The sequence below is a fragment of the Halorhabdus tiamatea SARL4B genome, from assembly GCF_000470655.1.
GTDB classification, from domain to species: domain Archaea; phylum Halobacteriota; class Halobacteria; order Halobacteriales; family Haloarculaceae; genus Halorhabdus; species Halorhabdus tiamatea.
The window spans coordinates 1,369,641-1,383,841 of the sequence record NC_021921.1; the positions used below are offsets into that span (position 1 = coordinate 1,369,641).

Here is a 14,201-nt window from a genome sequence, read left to right on the forward strand (position 1 = left end):
CCAGCAGGGTTTAATGGTTTTCTATCCGTCACGGCGTCAATCGAGCGACTTCGAGCCACTCGATTCGGGGCTCGCCGTCGGCCTCAGCCTCGGCCACCAGCGCGAACACCATCCGTTTCCGGACGCCGTGGGCCAGTCGCACGTCCAAGGCGAGGTCCCGCGGCGAGAACGCGTGGTCGGCTGGCAACACCCGAACGAGCAACTCGGAGTGCCCCAGCGAGTCGACGCTCTCGACGTCGGCGTAGGTACGGAAATCCGCGCCGAACTTGTAGCCCGTCTTGGGCACGACGCCACGCCCGCGGAGAGCCCGATAGACCGAAAGGCGGCGATCGAAGCGCTCGCCCTCGACCTCGCGGCCGCACTCGACGATCGCGTCCGCACCACCCTCGACATCGAGGACTCCTTGCCCAGCCAGTGCGGCAGCTTCGATCAGCGAAAGCTGGAGGGGCTCGGCCGTCTCGTCGTCGAGCGGCTGCCCGTAGAAGCCCTCGCGATACAGGGTGGCAGGCGGCTCCCAGACCAGGACTCGATCGCCCAGCAGGTCGGCCGCGACGCCGGTCGGCAGGTCAGTCGTCGTCGACCCACCGATGTCGGGATGGCTGGTTTCGAGGTAGGTGATCGCCGACTCCTCGTCGACGACCGCCAGGACGCTGTCCCCCAGCGTGGCCGCGGAGACAGCCGTTCGTTCACTGATGGCTCGGACGCGGTAGGCGACCGCCTCGTCCCAGGGCCCCTGCCCGCGGGGGTAGACCACGAAATCCGCGCCTGCGGGGTCGTCGACCCAGCCCTCGCGGGCGGGCGAAAGGTAGAACCCCCGATCCCGGAGGTCCTTGTAGACTAAGACGGCGATCTCCGAGACAGCGGCAGAAGAGAGGAGCGCCCGGAAGTCGAGTCCCTCGCCGCTTGTCGCGTCCCGGACGTGATCGACGTCACCACGGTAGAGGAGGTGGGCAGCCTCGACGGGTGCCAACACCAGCCCGCCGGCGTCGACGTGGCCGTACCCCCGTGAGTCGTAGAAACGCTCGCGGGCCTCGCTGTCGCCGCGGACCACGTCTCCCTCCAGGACCAGTTCCATAGTCTGACCAACCCACGGGCGGCCAAAGGCGCTACGATCGGCGCACGGGCACTGTCGGGCAGCCACTGCGGGCCGCCCCGTCACGACTCCGCCGGAAGGCCCCCCGAGTCGTCCCGCCAGGCCTCACAGGTCGCGTCGAGACATCGTCGCCCGCCAGCGGTCTCGAACAGCGGAAGGCCACAGGCACACTCGCCCACGACCACGCCGGCCGGGAACGCGAAGCCGGTGTCACACTCGGGGTAGTTCTCACAGCCCGCGAGCAGACCGCCGCGCCGGAGGATCCGGAGGTCACCGTCGCAGTTCGGACAGTCCCACTCGCGGTCGAAGACCTCGGCGACGGCGTCGTCCATGGACTCACACTCGCGATCGACACAGATCTCGAAGGCCCGGCCGCGCTCGACGTGCATCTTCGGGAGGCCACACTCACAGCGATGGTCGAGCACTTCCGCGTCGCCGGGCAGTCCGTATCGGGCGTCACAGCCCGTACAGGCGACGGCGTCGGTAACGCGGACGAGTGCGGCCCCGCAGTCCGGACACTCGCCGACCGGCGATCCCGCGGCGCTGGCCGGGTAGCGCCCGCTCGCGGTCTCGTCGTGGATATCGACAGTGAGTCGCTGGTCGCCGTCGGTCGCCGCGAGGTGTGTGCCGTCGATGGTCACCGTCTCGGCGCGCGTGAGCCACGCGACCGGCTGGTAGCCCTCGGCGTCGTGAACCAGGACCGTGTTGTCCGGTTTGACCACCACGAGGACCTGCCCGCGCTGTTCGTGCTCGCGGACGCGCGAGCCGTCGAAGGTGGTCGTACACTCTCCCGCGACGACGTGGATTCCGTCGTGCATACGCCCGTTGGTCGCGGTCTCCGGTATAAACGCGCGGCCGGAACGGGGTCACAGGAGAAGCCGACCGAAGGCGGTCCACAAACAGCGCCTTCCCGCGCCCGAAAGTTCGTGTTCCTCGCGTACCTGAAACAGGTATGCGCGGACGTGACGTGGTCGTGATCGCGGTCCTGCTGCTCGCCGGCTGTACGGGACTACCGGGCGGCCAGCCGGACGCCGGGACAGCCACGTCGCCAGGGTCTGGCGGTACTGCGGTAGAGATCTCGGCTGCGGAGACACCGGCGGCCCCTGCCGGCGAGAACTGGACGGTGACAGTCGTCGAGGTTATCGACGGCGACACGATGGACGTCAGGTTCGAGAACGGATCCACCGAGCGGATCCGGCTGCTCGGCGTGGACACGCCCGAGCCCGACGCCGAGGTGAACCCGGCCGAGTGGGACGGAATTCCGGACACGGAAGCCGGGCTGTCGTGGCTCCGTGACTGGGCCGAGAACGCGGGCGTGTTCGCCGAGCAACGACTGGCGGGCGAGGAAGTTCGTATCGTGACCGACGAGCTAGCGGGCCGCCGCGGCGGATACGGCCGACTGCTCGTCTACGTCGTGCTCGACGGCGATGTCTTCGGCCAGCAGTTACTCGAGGGCGGGTACGCACGACTCTACGAGACCGAGTTCGGGCTGTACGATCGGTTCGCAACAGCGGAGGGAAACGCGCAAGCCGCCGATCGCGGCGTCTGGGGCTTCGAGAAGTCGGCGTAGCCCACCGCCGGTGGACTCAGAGCAGGGCGGAGACAACCCCATGCTACGCTCCATTCGTTTATATACCAGAGTCAAGCCAGGGGGAGCCATGGCCACGAAGTACGACATCCAGGGAATCGAGTTGACCGACGACCGCTATACCGTCGTGCAGTCACTGATTCGCAACAGGTACCGGGCCGAGGACGAGCAGGGCAACGTTTTGGTTCGCGGCAAGCAGAAGCTGCTCAAATTGAAAGACGAGTTCCCGTTCGTTGGCCCGGACGGCGAGGCGGTGTTCACTGTCAAAGCGGGTGGGATCCTCGACGTCGCCGGCGACTACGTCCTCACTGACGCCCGGACCGGCGAGGAGATCGTCATCCTCGACAACGATTACTCGATCTTCCAGGACACGTGGAAGATCCGGGACGCGCGAACGGAAGCCAAGCTCGCGGAGATCAACTCCCGTGGCGCGATGGTGACCCTGGCACGGGCGTACGTCCCCTTCGGTGGCTGGATTCCACACAAGTACGAGATTACGGACCTCGACGGCGACCACGTCGGGCGGATCGAGGGGGAGTTGTCGCTGAAAGACCGATACGACATCGTTATCGACGACGCAAGCGACGTCCCGAAGGAGCCGATCGTCGCCGCCGCGATGGTCGTCGACGCGATCCAGAATCACTGAGAGTGGCGATCGGACCGCTCGGTTGACACCGAAGAGTGAGACCGAACCGCCACGGCTTTGTCTCGCCTGGCGAACGTCGAGGTATGACTGCAGTCCTCTGTGACATGGACGGCGTGATCGTCAGTTCCGAGGCCCACTGGAAACGCCACGAGAGCGAGGACATCTACCCGGCGACGGTCCCCGACCAGACGGTCCCGCCCGAAGAGACCACGGGCATGTACTACCGCGAGATCTACGACTACCTCGACGACAACTACGGCGCGGCGATCTCCCGCGAGGAGTTTCTCGAACTCTTCGAGGCAGCGGGCCGGCAGATCTACGGCGAGGAGGCCGAAATCGTCGCGGGCGTCCCCGAACTCCTTCGAGACGTTCGCGCCGACGGCAACAGCGTCTCGCTGGTGACCTCCTCGCCGCACCACTGGATCGACGTCGTGCTGGATCGTTTCGACCTCGAGGACGATTTCGACGCGATCGTCAGCGCGGCCGACGTCGAGCGCGGCAAACCGGCGGCCGACGTCTACGAGCGGGCGGCCGAACGTGCCGGCGAGGATCCCAGCGACTGCGTCGCCATCGAGGACTCGACGAACGGCGCGAGCGCGGCGAAAGCGGCGGGCGCGTTCACGATCGGCTTTACCGGCGTGCATAGCGACATCGACCGATCGATTCCCGATGTCGTCGCCGAGGACGTCGAGGAGTTGCGGGAACTGCTTCTGGAGCAGTTGTAGCAACCACATCGCCAAAGAGCCCTGCGGCCCATTTCTCGAGCGATGCCGGACCTCGAAGTCACCGTCGACGATCGGACACTCAAAGCCGAATGGCTCGAAGACAATCCCGACCTTCGGGAGGCGCTGGGCGACGTACTGCCTGTCGAGGGACAGGCTTCCCGGTGGGGTGACGAACTGTACTTCGACGCGAGTCTGGACGGTCAGCCGGAGACGACCAACGAGGAGGTTCCGGTCGGCACCATCGCCTACTGGGCGAGCGGTGAAGTGATCGCCCTGTTCTGGGGGCCGACGCCGGCGAGCACCGACGAGACGCCGAAAGCGGCAGCCCCGGTCGCGCCACTGGCGCGGATTGTGGACGTGAGTCCGTTGGCGGATCTCGACGGCGGGGCGACGGTGCGGATCGAGTCGGCAGCGTGACCCACTGCGTCGTCGCGATCACGCCACTGCGACCGTCCGCGTCTCGACGACCGGTTGGATCGGGCGTTCGGGAAACGCCACCTCGACGGCGAATTCGAGTTCGTCGGCGTCGCCGCCGAAGACGCCCACCGGGAGTGTCGCCTCGCCGAGATAGGTCTCCGTGCTCGTCATCTCGACGCCGTTGACGGTGACGCGAACGCCGGCCCGCGCCCCGCCGGCCGTGTTCCGGATCGTGACCTCGCACATCTCGTTCTCGCCGTGGGGGATCGAGTCGGGAAACGCTCCCCAGTCGATATCGATGACTGGCAGGTCGCGCGCACTGTCGAGGACGCGCTCGGCGACGCCCTCGCTCAACCCCGCGGCGACCAGGCCCTCGACGCCCGCTTCGACCACGTCGGCCGGGGTCGCCAGCCCCTCGGTGGCGAGTTTGCTCGCCCGACCGGAGCCGACGCCGTCGATCGCCGTCAGCCCGACCGCGTCGTCGCTGATGCCGTGTTCGACCCGGGCCTCGATCCGGCGGGCGAGATTCGCCGCGCGTGCGCCGTCGAACTCCGCGAGAAAGGCCTGGAGCGCAGCCAGGAGGCGGTTGGCGTTCTGGCGGATCACCCAGGCGTCGCTCTGGAGTTCCGAGGGGGTGGTCCCGCGCATGCTGGCCTCTAAGATCGCCAGCACCTTCCGCTGACCCGAATCGAGATCGACGTCGACGACGGTCTCCTGATCGGTTCGGTCGTCGCCCAGGACCGCGTGGACAGCGTCGCGTTCGTCGGTTCGGGCGCTGACGCTGTCAAACTCGCCGGCCCCCGCGACGGCCGAGAGTATGTCTCGCTCGGTGAGCTCGGCCTCGCCCGCGGCGTCGGCGAGATCGCCGAAGTGCCGGGCAGTATCCAGCCGGAGGTAAAACCGCGAGGCGAGGCGGCCAAGGGCGGTCGCCGAGACCCGGAGATCGTCGTCCATCTCGACGAACCCCCGATCGACGAGCCCACGCATCGTGGAACTGGCCTGCTCCCGAAGCGATCCCGCGGCGTCGTAGCGATCGGGAGCATTGTTCGCGCGCACGTAGTAGAACGTCGTCTCCAGCCAGTCGAGCACGTCGTCGAGATCCCGGATCGTCCCCATCGCGATCTCGGCATTGAGGTGTGAATCGAGGCTCTCGGCCAACCGGGACTCGATCTCCTTGCCGTCCCGGAGGAGTCGCCGGTACTTGTCGGCCTCGCTGCGGTCGGTGATCACCCAGGCGTACCCGTGCTCGTCGTAGCCCGGCCGGCCCGCCCGCCCGAGCATCTGGAGCACGTCCAGGGGACTCATGTCGACCTCGCCCTCCAGGGGGTCGTGCAATTTGGTATCACGGATCACGACACACCGGGCTGGCAGGTTGACGCCCCACGCGAGCGTCGACGTCGAGAAGAGGACGGCGAGTTTGCCCTCCCGGAACCACTGCTCGACCAGATTTTTGTCCTCCCGGGAGAGTCCGGCGTGGTGAAAGCCCACGCCGTCGAGCACCGACTGCCGGAGGGTGTTGTTGTTCAGTTCGGAGGCGTCGTTATGGAAGTCGTAATCGCCCCGGGCACCGATCGGGATGTCCCGTTCGGTGAGTTCGTCACGGGTCTTCTTGGCCGCCTGGACCGTGTCCTGCCGGGAGGCAACGAACACGAGGGACTGTCCGTCCTCCCGGAGGTGGGGCTCGACGAGATCGAGGGCTCGGTAGAGTCGGCGGTACTTGTCCGCGAAGGCGTTCTCGCCGTGGCTGTAGGTCTTGACGTCGGCGTTGAGGGGGACCGGTCGGTAGTCCTCGCCGAAGGCGAAGGTCGTCTCGGGCGGGGCCTCGAGCCACTCGGCGACGTCGTCGATGTTGGTCATCGTCGCCGAGAGGGCGACGATCCGGGGATCACAGAGTCTTCGAAGTCTGGAAATGGTGACTTCCAGCACACTCCCGCGGCGATCGGCGTCCAGCAGGTGAACCTCGTCGATGACCACGCAGTCGACGTCGGTGACGAAGCTGTAGCGGCTAGAGTCGTGCTTGCGGGTCGCCGAGTCGGCCTTCTCGGGGGTCATGACGAGGACGTCCGCGCGCTCGGCCCGCCGGGGGTTGAGGTCGCGCTCGCCGGTGACGACGTACACCGAGTAGCCCAGTTCCTCGAAGCGATCCCACTCGCTCTCCTTCTCGTTGGTGAGCGCGCGCAACGGAGCGAGAAACAGCGCCGTCCCGCCCCGATCGATGGTCTTCGCGATGGCGACCTCCGCGATCGCGGTCTTGCCACTGGCAGTCGGCGCGCTCACGACGACGTTCGCCTCGCGCTCGAGCAGTGCGGGCAGTGTCTCTGCCTGCATCGCGTTGAACGACTCGAATGGGAACGCCGATGCGAACTCGGGCAACACGTCGGCGACGGGCACCGTTTTTGGGCTCTCGACTGGCTCTGCCACGCGTAGGTTGGAGACGGGGCGGGCCGGGCATAGGCGTTTCTGTCGGCGACAGATCGTTCCGATCGACGACGCGATCCACGAGACCGATCGGTGAGACGGCCGAACGGTCCCCCTGCTTTATCCTGTCGGCGAGTGGATCTGGAAGTATGTACGACCAGATCCTCCTCCCGGTCGACGAGCAGACGGAAAACGCCGAGGTTCTCCATCACGCGGGCGAGATCGCCCACCGCTTCGACGCCGAGATCCGGCTGGTGCACGTCGCCGACACCGACGAGTACAGCGTCGCTCTCACCGACCAGGGGGTCGTCGACGGCCTGGTCCGTCGGGGCGAAGAGCTCGTCGCCGAGGCCGGTGAGACGTTCGAAACCCTGGGCGTCGAGTACAGTACCGACGTCGTCCAGGGCAGCCCGGCCGCGACGATCGTCGAGTACGCCAGCGAGTACGACTACGACCTGCTCGTGATGCCGACTCACGGCCGGGAAGGACTCTCGCACTTCCTGCTCGGCAGCGTCACCGAGAAGGTGGTCCGCCTCTCCAGTGTCCCGGTGCTCACCGCCCGAATGACCGAAGAAGACACGTTCGCGTTCCCCTACGAGCGCATCCTGCTGCCGACCGACACCAGCGACGCCTCGCGGCGCGCCGCAGAGCACGGCCTCGACCTCGCGGCGGCGATGGACGCCGCGGTCGACGTGCTCTCGGTGGTCGAGACCGCTGCGCTCGGGCCGGACGTCCAATCGAGCATGACGACCGGTGACTTCGATCAGGGTGCCCGCGAGGCGGTCTCGAACGTGGCCGCCATGGCCGAGAAGCGCGGCGTCGAGGCGACCACACACGTCGAAACCGGGTCGCCCGACGAGGAGATCCTCTCGGCCATCGACGACCAAGACTGCCAGGCCGTCGTCATGGGCACGACCGGTCGCCGCGGCGTCGACCGGATCCTACTGGGTAGCGTCGCCGAGAAGACCGTCCGGTCCGCGCCGGTGCCGGTCGTGACTGTTCGAAGTGAACAGGAGGAGTGAGTCGAGTTCGACGACGCGACGGACGCCAGCCGACGCGCTTTAAACTGCTGGCGGCAAGTTGACCACAATGGCAGCCTCGAACGACAAGGGCGACCGCCGCGAGCGCGAACTCGTCAACGAACTCGACGAGGCCGGCTTCGCCGTGATGCGTGCGCCCGCGAGCGGGTCGGCCACTGAACGCGAACTCCCGGACGTGCTGGCGGGCGACGGCGAGGACTTCTACGCCATCGAGGCCAAATCGAGCGCCGGCGATCCCATCTATCTCGACGGCGAGGAGGTCGAGGCGCTTTTGTTCTTCTCGCGGAACTTCGGCGCGCGCCCGCGGATCGGCGTGCGATTCGACCGCGAGGCGTGGTACTTCTTCCACCCAGCCGATCTGTATACGACCGATGGCGGTAACTACCGCGTCAAGCGTGAGACCGCCATCGCCGATGGAGTCGACTTCGCGGAACTCGTCGGTCACTCCGAGAAGGTCCGCCTCGACGAGGTGGGCGAGGACGACGGCCCCGATGCAGCGACGCTAGACGTCCTCGCCGCGTTCGAGCGCGGCGACCTCTCCCGGGAAGAAGCCGCCAAAATGCTCGAGTGATCGGCCGCCAGGCGAGTTCGGCGTTCTCCACCTGAAACGGAGGGGCGACGGCGCGCCCCCAACCGTCGAACGGCGGAGACGTGCCGGCGGTAACGCTTCGAAGCGCTTTTGGAGCGGCCAGCGGAACGAAGGGCAGAGACAATGGAGCGTCAAACCGCCCTCGAGGCCGCCGTGTCTATCGTCGTCGTCGTCGGGTTCATCGGTGTCCTGGCAGTGCTCACGACGATGTATTCGACCGACGGCAGTCTCGGACCGACTGGCGGGTACGCACTGGTCGCTGCACTGGTCGGATTTATCATCGTCATGTCCGGAGCGGGACTCGCTCTCACGCGCATGGATTCGGACGGCGGCGTGGACGAGTTGACTGCTGTAGGTGGGGACGACGCTGGTGACGATACTGACGACAACGCGGCCGGCGACGAGTCGAACTAGTCGTCCGCCTCGTCGCGCTCCCGCCAGTCGGTCATCTCCTCCTCGTCGGCGTCCTCGAGTTTTGCATCGTAGTAGCTCAGCGGATGTGAGATCTCCTCGCAGAGGTCGTCCATGTTGACGCAATCACCGTAGGACTGCATCGTTGCACACGACGGCGGAGAGTACTCCGTCGGCGACGTTTCCCCGCGGATGTGATCGGTCTGGTAGCGCGTCATCTCCTCGCCGAAACCCGGATTGACCTCGTAGAGGTCGACGATGTCGTCGGTCTCCATCCCGATCGACGCCAAAAAGGAGGTGATCGCAAATCTTGAGTGGTGAGCCAGATGTTCGCCCTTCTGGACCTGATCGAGCAGGGCCGTCATACACGGCGGGAACAGTTCGGGGACGACAGTGTCGATCTCCCGCGTCAGATCGAGTTCGTCCAGGCGTTCCTCGACAGCCGCGACGTCTTCTGCGAGCGCGTCGGCGATCGGTTCGGGGACGGAGAGCGGCAGTCCTTCAAAGATCCGCTCTTCGACGGCCTGCCGGAGGAGTTCGAGCAACTCCTCGCGATCGACCGGCACCCGGCCGTCGGCGAGCGACCGATTGACGAGTCGCCACCGCTCGCCGCGCTGACCTGCCGCGAGATCGAGATACGCCCCGATGGCGACAGTAAACCGATCCGCGTCGGCGAGACTGGCGGCGTCTCGGGCCTCGACAGCCGCTGTCAGTTCGAACTCCGAGAGCAACGTCCGCAGGTCCAGGCGCTGGCCGTCAGTCGAGCGAAAGTCGCCGGCCGAGAGGTCCGCGTCGAAGCGTTCGTGAGCGGTCGCGGCCTCCGCTCGGGCGTAGCGGTGAGTCAGCGCCGGCTGGTCGATCAGCGAGACGATGACGCGAGCCACCGGGTAGGAGAGTAACTCGACGCGCGTCCGGCGATGCGTCTCGCCGACACTCCCCTCGAACAGCGCCGACTCCACGCGCTCGCGACCGCGGTCGACGGCCGGGCCACGCTGGGAAACGACCGTGCCGAGGTCGACGTCGGCCGCCTCGACGGCCTGGCGGGACGCCTCGAGGAACGGATACCGGGCGTGAAGCGACTCCATCGACACGTCGATTGGACTGGCCGGGAATAAAGCCTCGGGACTGGCCGTCTCTCACTCGTACTTCGACTCGATCTCGCGGATGACCCGCTCGTCCTCGCCGCCGTCACTGATTGCGGCCGCGTATCGCCGGTAGTCGTCTCGACTCACTTCGACGACGCGGGACTCACCCTGGCGCGTCAGGCGGAGGCGAACCGTCCCGTGGGGGTCGTTGCGGACGTGGGAGTTCGCGAGCGTGGCGAAGACGAACCACAGCGCGAGTGCGCCGCCGAGGAAGTAGACGGCGGCAGTGGGAAACGCGAGAGAACTATCGGTTGCGGTCCAGTGGGCGGGGTAGGCGTACCAGAACAGCGCGACGCCGCCGACGGCGACGGCGGTCCCGAGGACGACCCCGAGTCGCTGGCGGCGACTCGACGGCAGCACGGCGACGACACCCAGGAACGTCCCCGGGACACCCACGCCGGCGATCACCCCGGCGACCCGGTAGGTCGCGACCGAATTCAGTCCGAACACGTCCGCGAGCGGGGTCGTGACGAGGGCGATCGCCACGACGACGGCGAGCGCGCCCGCGAGGAAGACGGCGATCCCGGCGTGAACCTGGCGCGGGCTCCGGTCACCCCACCGGGCATCGTCGTAGGCTTCGCCGAGACTCGGCATATGCGACCCGTCGGTCTCGACACACAAAACGATACGTCAGACGGACGCAAGACAGCAGGACTACCGTCGTCAGCATCGGTGACGCCATCGCACGGTCGGCACGCGCCGATGAGTGACGCCGTGGACGCGACGATCAGTCGCTCTGGACCCGGGGCGCGAGCATGTAGGTGACCGAGCCCTGTCCCTCGGCGATGTCGAAGTGCATCTTGACGGGGAACTCCTCGCCGAGTTCCATCCGCACCTCGGCGTCGTTCGGGATCGCCTTGTTCATGTCCTTGAGATAGTCGAGCGAGAACAACGAGCGGGCAGGGCCCGCAGTGAGGTCGATGAGGTCCTCACGACCGAGTTCGAGGTGGACGTCGTCGGTGTCGCCCTCCGCGTCGACGTAGAACAGTTCGTCGGTGTCGTCGACGCCCAGTGCGACGTGATCGCTGACCATGTCCGAGGCCGTCACGGCGCGGTCGACGTCCCGACCTTCGAGGACGATCTCCGAGGCGAGATCGAGGTCGGGCAGGTCGGGTTCCTGGCGGATCGAGTCGGGGTCGATCAGCGCGAGGGTATATTCGAGGCCGTCGATCGCGATCTCGAGCTTGCGGGTCTCCTCGTCGAGTTCGAGGTGGATGAGCTGGTCGGAATCGGCCATCCCCGCGATGTCCTGGAGTCGCGAGAGGTTGACGCCGATGACGCCGCCGTCGGTCTCGTAGGACTCGAAGGCGGCGGCCGACAGCGTCAGGTCGACCATGCCGACGTTGGCCGGATCGACGGCCCGGATCTCCAGGCCGTCGTCTTCGAGCCGCAGTTTACACTCCTCGACCAGCACGCTGACGGAGTCGAGTGCCGTCCCCAGCGTGTCCGCACTCACGATGGCGTTGAACATCTTGGAGCGAGGTACGACCGCATCCATTAAAAAGACTTCACGTTGCGGCGGCGACAATCGATAACGGCGATCGGTGACTTTCCACGCCGAGACCCGTCGTTGTTGGGACGGGTCTCCGGAAAAGCGACAACCGGGCGTCGACACACGCCCGAGCAATGCAGTATCATTTTTTGCCCCGGCCGTGAGGTCAACCCTGATGAGTGGACAGACTGAGATTCCGGACGGCTGGGAGCGTGGCTTCGTCGAGGCCAACGGCATCGAGTTGCACTACTGCCGGACGAACGGATCGGGGCCGCCCGTCGTCGTCTCTCATGGCTTCACCGACGACGGGTACTGTCGGCTCGACCTGGCCCGTGAACTCGGCGACGAGTTCGACGTCGTGCTGTACGACGCTCGCGGGCACGGCCGCTCGGCCGCCCCCGACGAGGGCTACGGCCCGTCCGAGCGAGCGGCGGACTTACTCGGATTGCTCGATACGCTCGGTCTCGAAGACCCCATCCTGTTCGGCCACTCCATGGGTGCCGACACGGTCACAAAGGCGGCGGCTACGCAACCGGACCGGCCGCGAGCCGTCGTTCTCGAAGATCCGGTCTGGATGCTCGAGGGAGTCAACGAAGTAATCGAGGAAGATCCAGGTGAGGATATCGCCGAGCAGATCGCGTGGTGGCGCGATCACAGCGTCGCGGAACTCCTCGAAGTCGATCCCATGTTCAGCGACCTCGCCGAGCGCGGACAGCCGGATCTCGCCCGCCGCGTGGCCGAAGCCAGACAGCGACTCAGACCCGAGATCGGTCGCGTGTCCGACGGGGAATTTGTCGATCCAATCGAGACCTACGGCGATATCGAGGCCCCGACGCTCATCCTGAAAGCCGACGCCGAGGAGGCCGAACGTCAGCGCGAAGGGGAGATCGCTGGCCACCTCCGGGACGGGCAAATCGTGCACATCGAGGACGCCGGACACTGCGTCTTCTGGGACGAGCGCGAGCGGGCGACCGAGGAGCTCCGGGCGTTCCTCGAGACGGTGTGACGAGCGTACTGTTCGGTCGATCTCGTTCGCTCCAGCAAGCCAGGCCGATGCCTCGCACTCCCGTATCTACGGGCGGAACAGGCCGAGGCAGTTCACAGGTCGAACGGTGTCAGTATCACTTCCGAGAATTCAGCGGAACGCTAATAGCTGCGGTATACCCATAGACAGACCAGGGAATGGATCTGTCCCTCGCGCTATCCACGATGGGAGCGGCGAAAGCCCTGTCAGCCGAACTCGCAATCGGGATGAGATGGCTGGTTCGGTTGGACGGGGCCGCGACATCACAAGCACTGAGTGTGGTCGTACTCGGCGGTCCGGCCCTGTTGATGGCTGGATATCTACACCGCCGCGCCGAGCGGTGGGACTGGAAGACAGTGGCGATATGGAGCGCTGGAGGGACGCTTGCAGGCGCTGGGCTGGGACTGTGGATCGTGGGCGGCGACACTGGTTCGTTCCTCGCAGTAGCACAGGCAGCTATCGGCGGTGGAGTAGCGGGCGGAGTGGCCGGCACGAAGATCAGCCAGACCAGGCAGGCCCTGGCAAGCGCCGACCGCGATCGACACCGGTGGAAAGCACTGTTCGAGCGGGCACCAACCGCGGTCGCAGACCTGTCTATCAGCGATAACGCGTTTTCGATCGTTGCCGTGAACGACGCGTTTCGGAATCACTTCCCGATCGATGGAAACTACGAAGGACAGCAATTCAGCGCTGTCGTCGACCTCGATGACGTCGACGCGGACATCCACACCGCCGCCGAGGCAGGGACGCCAGTCACGGACGAGTTTACCATATCGGCGTCTGGGGACACTCACTACTACCGTCTCCGACTGACTCCGTACCAGTACGACGGGACACGCCGTGCGTTTGCGATCATCACGGACGGGACCAATCTGAAGAGGACTGAAAAAGACCTCCAGACGGCCGTCGCCGAACTCTCCGAAAAGAACGACCGACTCGAACAGTTTGCGAGCGTCGTGAGTCACGACCTCCGGAACCCGCTGAACGTGGCAGCCGGGAATCTCGAACTCGTGGACGCTCCGGGCGACGAACAGCATCTCGAACGGGTCGCCTCTGCGCTCGATCGGATAGAGACCCTGATCGACGATCTACTCACGCTCGCTCGGGAAGGCAAATCTGTCGGCGACCTGAAACCGGTCGACCTCGATTCAGCGGCCACCCAGGCGTGGCGCTCCATCGATACGGGTGAGATGACCCTCAGTGTAGAGACTGCGACAACCATCCTGGCCGACGAAGACCGGTTCCAACAGCTGTTCGAGAATCTCTTCCGGAACGCGCGTGAACACGCCGGGAACGATGTCGCGGTCACTGTCGGCGATCTCGCGGACGGTGACGGGTTTTTCGTTGCCGACGACGGGCCAGGCATCCCCGCCGACGAACGCGAGAGTGTCTTCGAGCCCGGGAACTCGTCGAAATCGACCGGCACTGGCCTCGGCCTCGACATCGTCCGCTCTGTCGCTCGCGGCCACGACTGGCGTGTCGCGGTGACGGCGTCATCCCAGAGCGGCGCACGGTTCGAATTTCGGCACGTCCAGTATCCCTGACGGCTGGTGTTCCGGCGAGCGTTCCGTCACGGCGAGGCGGGAAGGCGGTGACCCTACGTGAGTGGGACG

15 protein-coding genes are annotated in these 14,201 nt (G+C 66.2%); 9 read left to right on the top strand and 6 right to left on the bottom strand.

Going from position 1 to position 14,201, the window contains the following annotated elements; genetic code table 11:
- Positions 1–28: 28 nt before the first annotated feature.
- Positions 29–1,075: a tRNA-intron lyase gene (gene endA / locus HTIA_RS06860; protein ID WP_008526166.1), complete on the bottom strand. Its 1,047-nt coding sequence runs from the start codon at positions 1,073–1,075 to the stop codon at positions 29–31.
- 80 nt (positions 1,076–1,155) lie between these two features.
- Positions 1,156–1,911, bottom strand: a complete 756-nt coding sequence (locus tag HTIA_RS06865; RefSeq protein WP_008526165.1) for an endonuclease NucS domain-containing protein — start codon at positions 1,909–1,911, stop codon at positions 1,156–1,158.
- A gap of 134 nt (positions 1,912–2,045) precedes the next feature.
- On the opposite strand from HTIA_RS06865, the gene HTIA_RS06870 reads away from it, so the two are divergent.
- The 4 genes from HTIA_RS06870 to HTIA_RS06885 all read left to right on the top strand — a co-directional run bounded on the left by HTIA_RS06870 (position 2,046) and on the right by HTIA_RS06885 (position 4,469).
- A complete protein-coding gene (locus HTIA_RS06870; RefSeq protein WP_008526164.1) occupies positions 2,046–2,663 on the top strand; it encodes a thermonuclease family protein in 618 nt (205 codons plus the stop codon).
- A gap of 88 nt (positions 2,664–2,751) precedes the next feature.
- Positions 2,752–3,327, top strand: coding sequence for an LURP-one-related/scramblase family protein (locus tag HTIA_RS06875; RefSeq protein ID WP_008526163.1), 576 nt, complete (start codon positions 2,752–2,754; stop codon positions 3,325–3,327).
- Positions 3,328–3,410: 83 nt separating this feature from the next.
- A complete protein-coding gene (locus tag HTIA_RS06880; protein ID WP_008526162.1) occupies positions 3,411–4,052 on the top strand; it encodes an HAD family hydrolase in 642 nt (213 codons plus the stop codon).
- Between the two features lie 42 nt (positions 4,053–4,094).
- Positions 4,095–4,469, top strand: coding sequence for a cyclophilin-like fold protein (locus tag HTIA_RS06885; protein WP_008526161.1), 375 nt, complete (start codon positions 4,095–4,097; stop codon positions 4,467–4,469).
- An 18-nt stretch (positions 4,470–4,487) separates the two neighbouring features.
- Here HTIA_RS06885 and HTIA_RS06890 read toward each other — a convergent pair whose 3' ends face one another.
- Positions 4,488–6,860: a DEAD/DEAH box helicase gene (locus tag HTIA_RS06890; protein WP_008526160.1), complete on the bottom strand. Its 2,373-nt coding sequence runs from the start codon at positions 6,858–6,860 to the stop codon at positions 4,488–4,490.
- Between the two features lie 176 nt (positions 6,861–7,036).
- Here HTIA_RS06890 and HTIA_RS06895 point away from each other — a divergent pair, with 176 nt between their 5' ends.
- The 3 genes from HTIA_RS06895 to HTIA_RS06905 all read left to right on the top strand — a co-directional run bounded on the left by HTIA_RS06895 (position 7,037) and on the right by HTIA_RS06905 (position 8,930).
- On the top strand, positions 7,037–7,909 hold the full coding sequence (locus HTIA_RS06895) for a universal stress protein (RefSeq protein ID WP_008526159.1): 873 nt from the start codon (positions 7,037–7,039) through the stop codon (positions 7,907–7,909).
- 67 nt (positions 7,910–7,976) lie between these two features.
- The gene (hjc, locus tag HTIA_RS06900) at positions 7,977–8,498 is read left to right on the top strand and encodes a Holliday junction resolvase Hjc (RefSeq protein ID WP_008526158.1); all 522 of its coding nucleotides are present in this window, start codon (positions 7,977–7,979) and stop codon (positions 8,496–8,498) included.
- A gap of 141 nt (positions 8,499–8,639) precedes the next feature.
- Positions 8,640–8,930: a DUF7472 family protein gene (locus tag HTIA_RS06905; RefSeq protein ID WP_008526157.1), complete on the top strand. Its 291-nt coding sequence runs from the start codon at positions 8,640–8,642 to the stop codon at positions 8,928–8,930.
- Here the strand turns inward: HTIA_RS06905 and priL are convergent.
- The 3 genes from priL to HTIA_RS06920 all read right to left on the bottom strand — a co-directional run bounded on the left by priL (position 8,927) and on the right by HTIA_RS06920 (position 11,543).
- Complete coding sequence (priL, locus tag HTIA_RS06910) at positions 8,927–10,012, bottom strand: DNA primase regulatory subunit PriL (RefSeq protein ID WP_008526156.1); 1,086 nt, start codon at positions 10,010–10,012, stop codon at positions 8,927–8,929. The genes HTIA_RS06905 and priL overlap by 4 nt on opposite strands.
- A 51-nt stretch (positions 10,013–10,063) precedes the next feature.
- Complete coding sequence (locus HTIA_RS06915; RefSeq protein ID WP_008526154.1) at positions 10,064–10,666, bottom strand: DUF7139 domain-containing protein; 603 nt, start codon at positions 10,664–10,666, stop codon at positions 10,064–10,066.
- Between the two features lie 133 nt (positions 10,667–10,799).
- Entirely contained in the window at positions 10,800–11,543 is a 744-nt protein-coding gene (locus HTIA_RS06920) for a DNA polymerase sliding clamp (RefSeq protein ID WP_008526152.1), read from the bottom strand.
- Positions 11,544–11,739: 196 nt separating this feature from the next.
- On the opposite strand from HTIA_RS06920, the gene HTIA_RS06925 reads away from it, so the two are divergent.
- The gene (locus tag HTIA_RS06925; RefSeq protein ID WP_008526150.1) at positions 11,740–12,570 is read left to right on the top strand and encodes an alpha/beta fold hydrolase; all 831 of its coding nucleotides are present in this window, start codon (positions 11,740–11,742) and stop codon (positions 12,568–12,570) included.
- 176 nt (positions 12,571–12,746) lie between these two features.
- Complete coding sequence (locus HTIA_RS06930) at positions 12,747–14,132, top strand: sensor histidine kinase (protein ID WP_008526148.1); 1,386 nt, start codon at positions 12,747–12,749, stop codon at positions 14,130–14,132.
- The last annotated feature ends 69 nt before the right edge of the window (positions 14,133–14,201 follow it).

Coding starts and splice junctions, on each gene's coding strand:
- endA (WP_008526166.1), bottom strand. CDS start 1,075: ATGGAACTGGTCCTGGAGGGAGACGTGGTCCGCGGCGACAGCGAGGCC.
- HTIA_RS06865 (WP_008526165.1), bottom strand. CDS start 1,911: ATGCACGACGGAATCCACGTCGTCGCGGGAGAGTGTACGACCACCTTC.
- HTIA_RS06870 (WP_008526164.1), top strand. CDS start 2,046: ATGCGCGGACGTGACGTGGTCGTGATCGCGGTCCTGCTGCTCGCCGGC.
- HTIA_RS06875 (WP_008526163.1), top strand. CDS start 2,752: ATGGCCACGAAGTACGACATCCAGGGAATCGAGTTGACCGACGACCGC.
- HTIA_RS06880 (WP_008526162.1), top strand. CDS start 3,411: ATGACTGCAGTCCTCTGTGACATGGACGGCGTGATCGTCAGTTCCGAG.
- HTIA_RS06885 (WP_008526161.1), top strand. CDS start 4,095: ATGCCGGACCTCGAAGTCACCGTCGACGATCGGACACTCAAAGCCGAA.
- HTIA_RS06895 (WP_008526159.1), top strand. CDS start 7,037: ATGTACGACCAGATCCTCCTCCCGGTCGACGAGCAGACGGAAAACGCC.
- hjc (WP_008526158.1), top strand. CDS start 7,977: ATGGCAGCCTCGAACGACAAGGGCGACCGCCGCGAGCGCGAACTCGTC.
- HTIA_RS06905 (WP_008526157.1), top strand. CDS start 8,640: ATGGAGCGTCAAACCGCCCTCGAGGCCGCCGTGTCTATCGTCGTCGTC.
- priL (WP_008526156.1), bottom strand. CDS start 10,012: ATGGAGTCGCTTCACGCCCGGTATCCGTTCCTCGAGGCGTCCCGCCAG.
- HTIA_RS06915 (WP_008526154.1), bottom strand. CDS start 10,666: ATGCCGAGTCTCGGCGAAGCCTACGACGATGCCCGGTGGGGTGACCGG.
- HTIA_RS06920 (WP_008526152.1), bottom strand. CDS start 11,543: ATGTTCAACGCCATCGTGAGTGCGGACACGCTGGGGACGGCACTCGAC.
- HTIA_RS06925 (WP_008526150.1), top strand. CDS start 11,740: ATGAGTGGACAGACTGAGATTCCGGACGGCTGGGAGCGTGGCTTCGTC.
- HTIA_RS06930 (WP_008526148.1), top strand. CDS start 12,747: ATGGATCTGTCCCTCGCGCTATCCACGATGGGAGCGGCGAAAGCCCTG.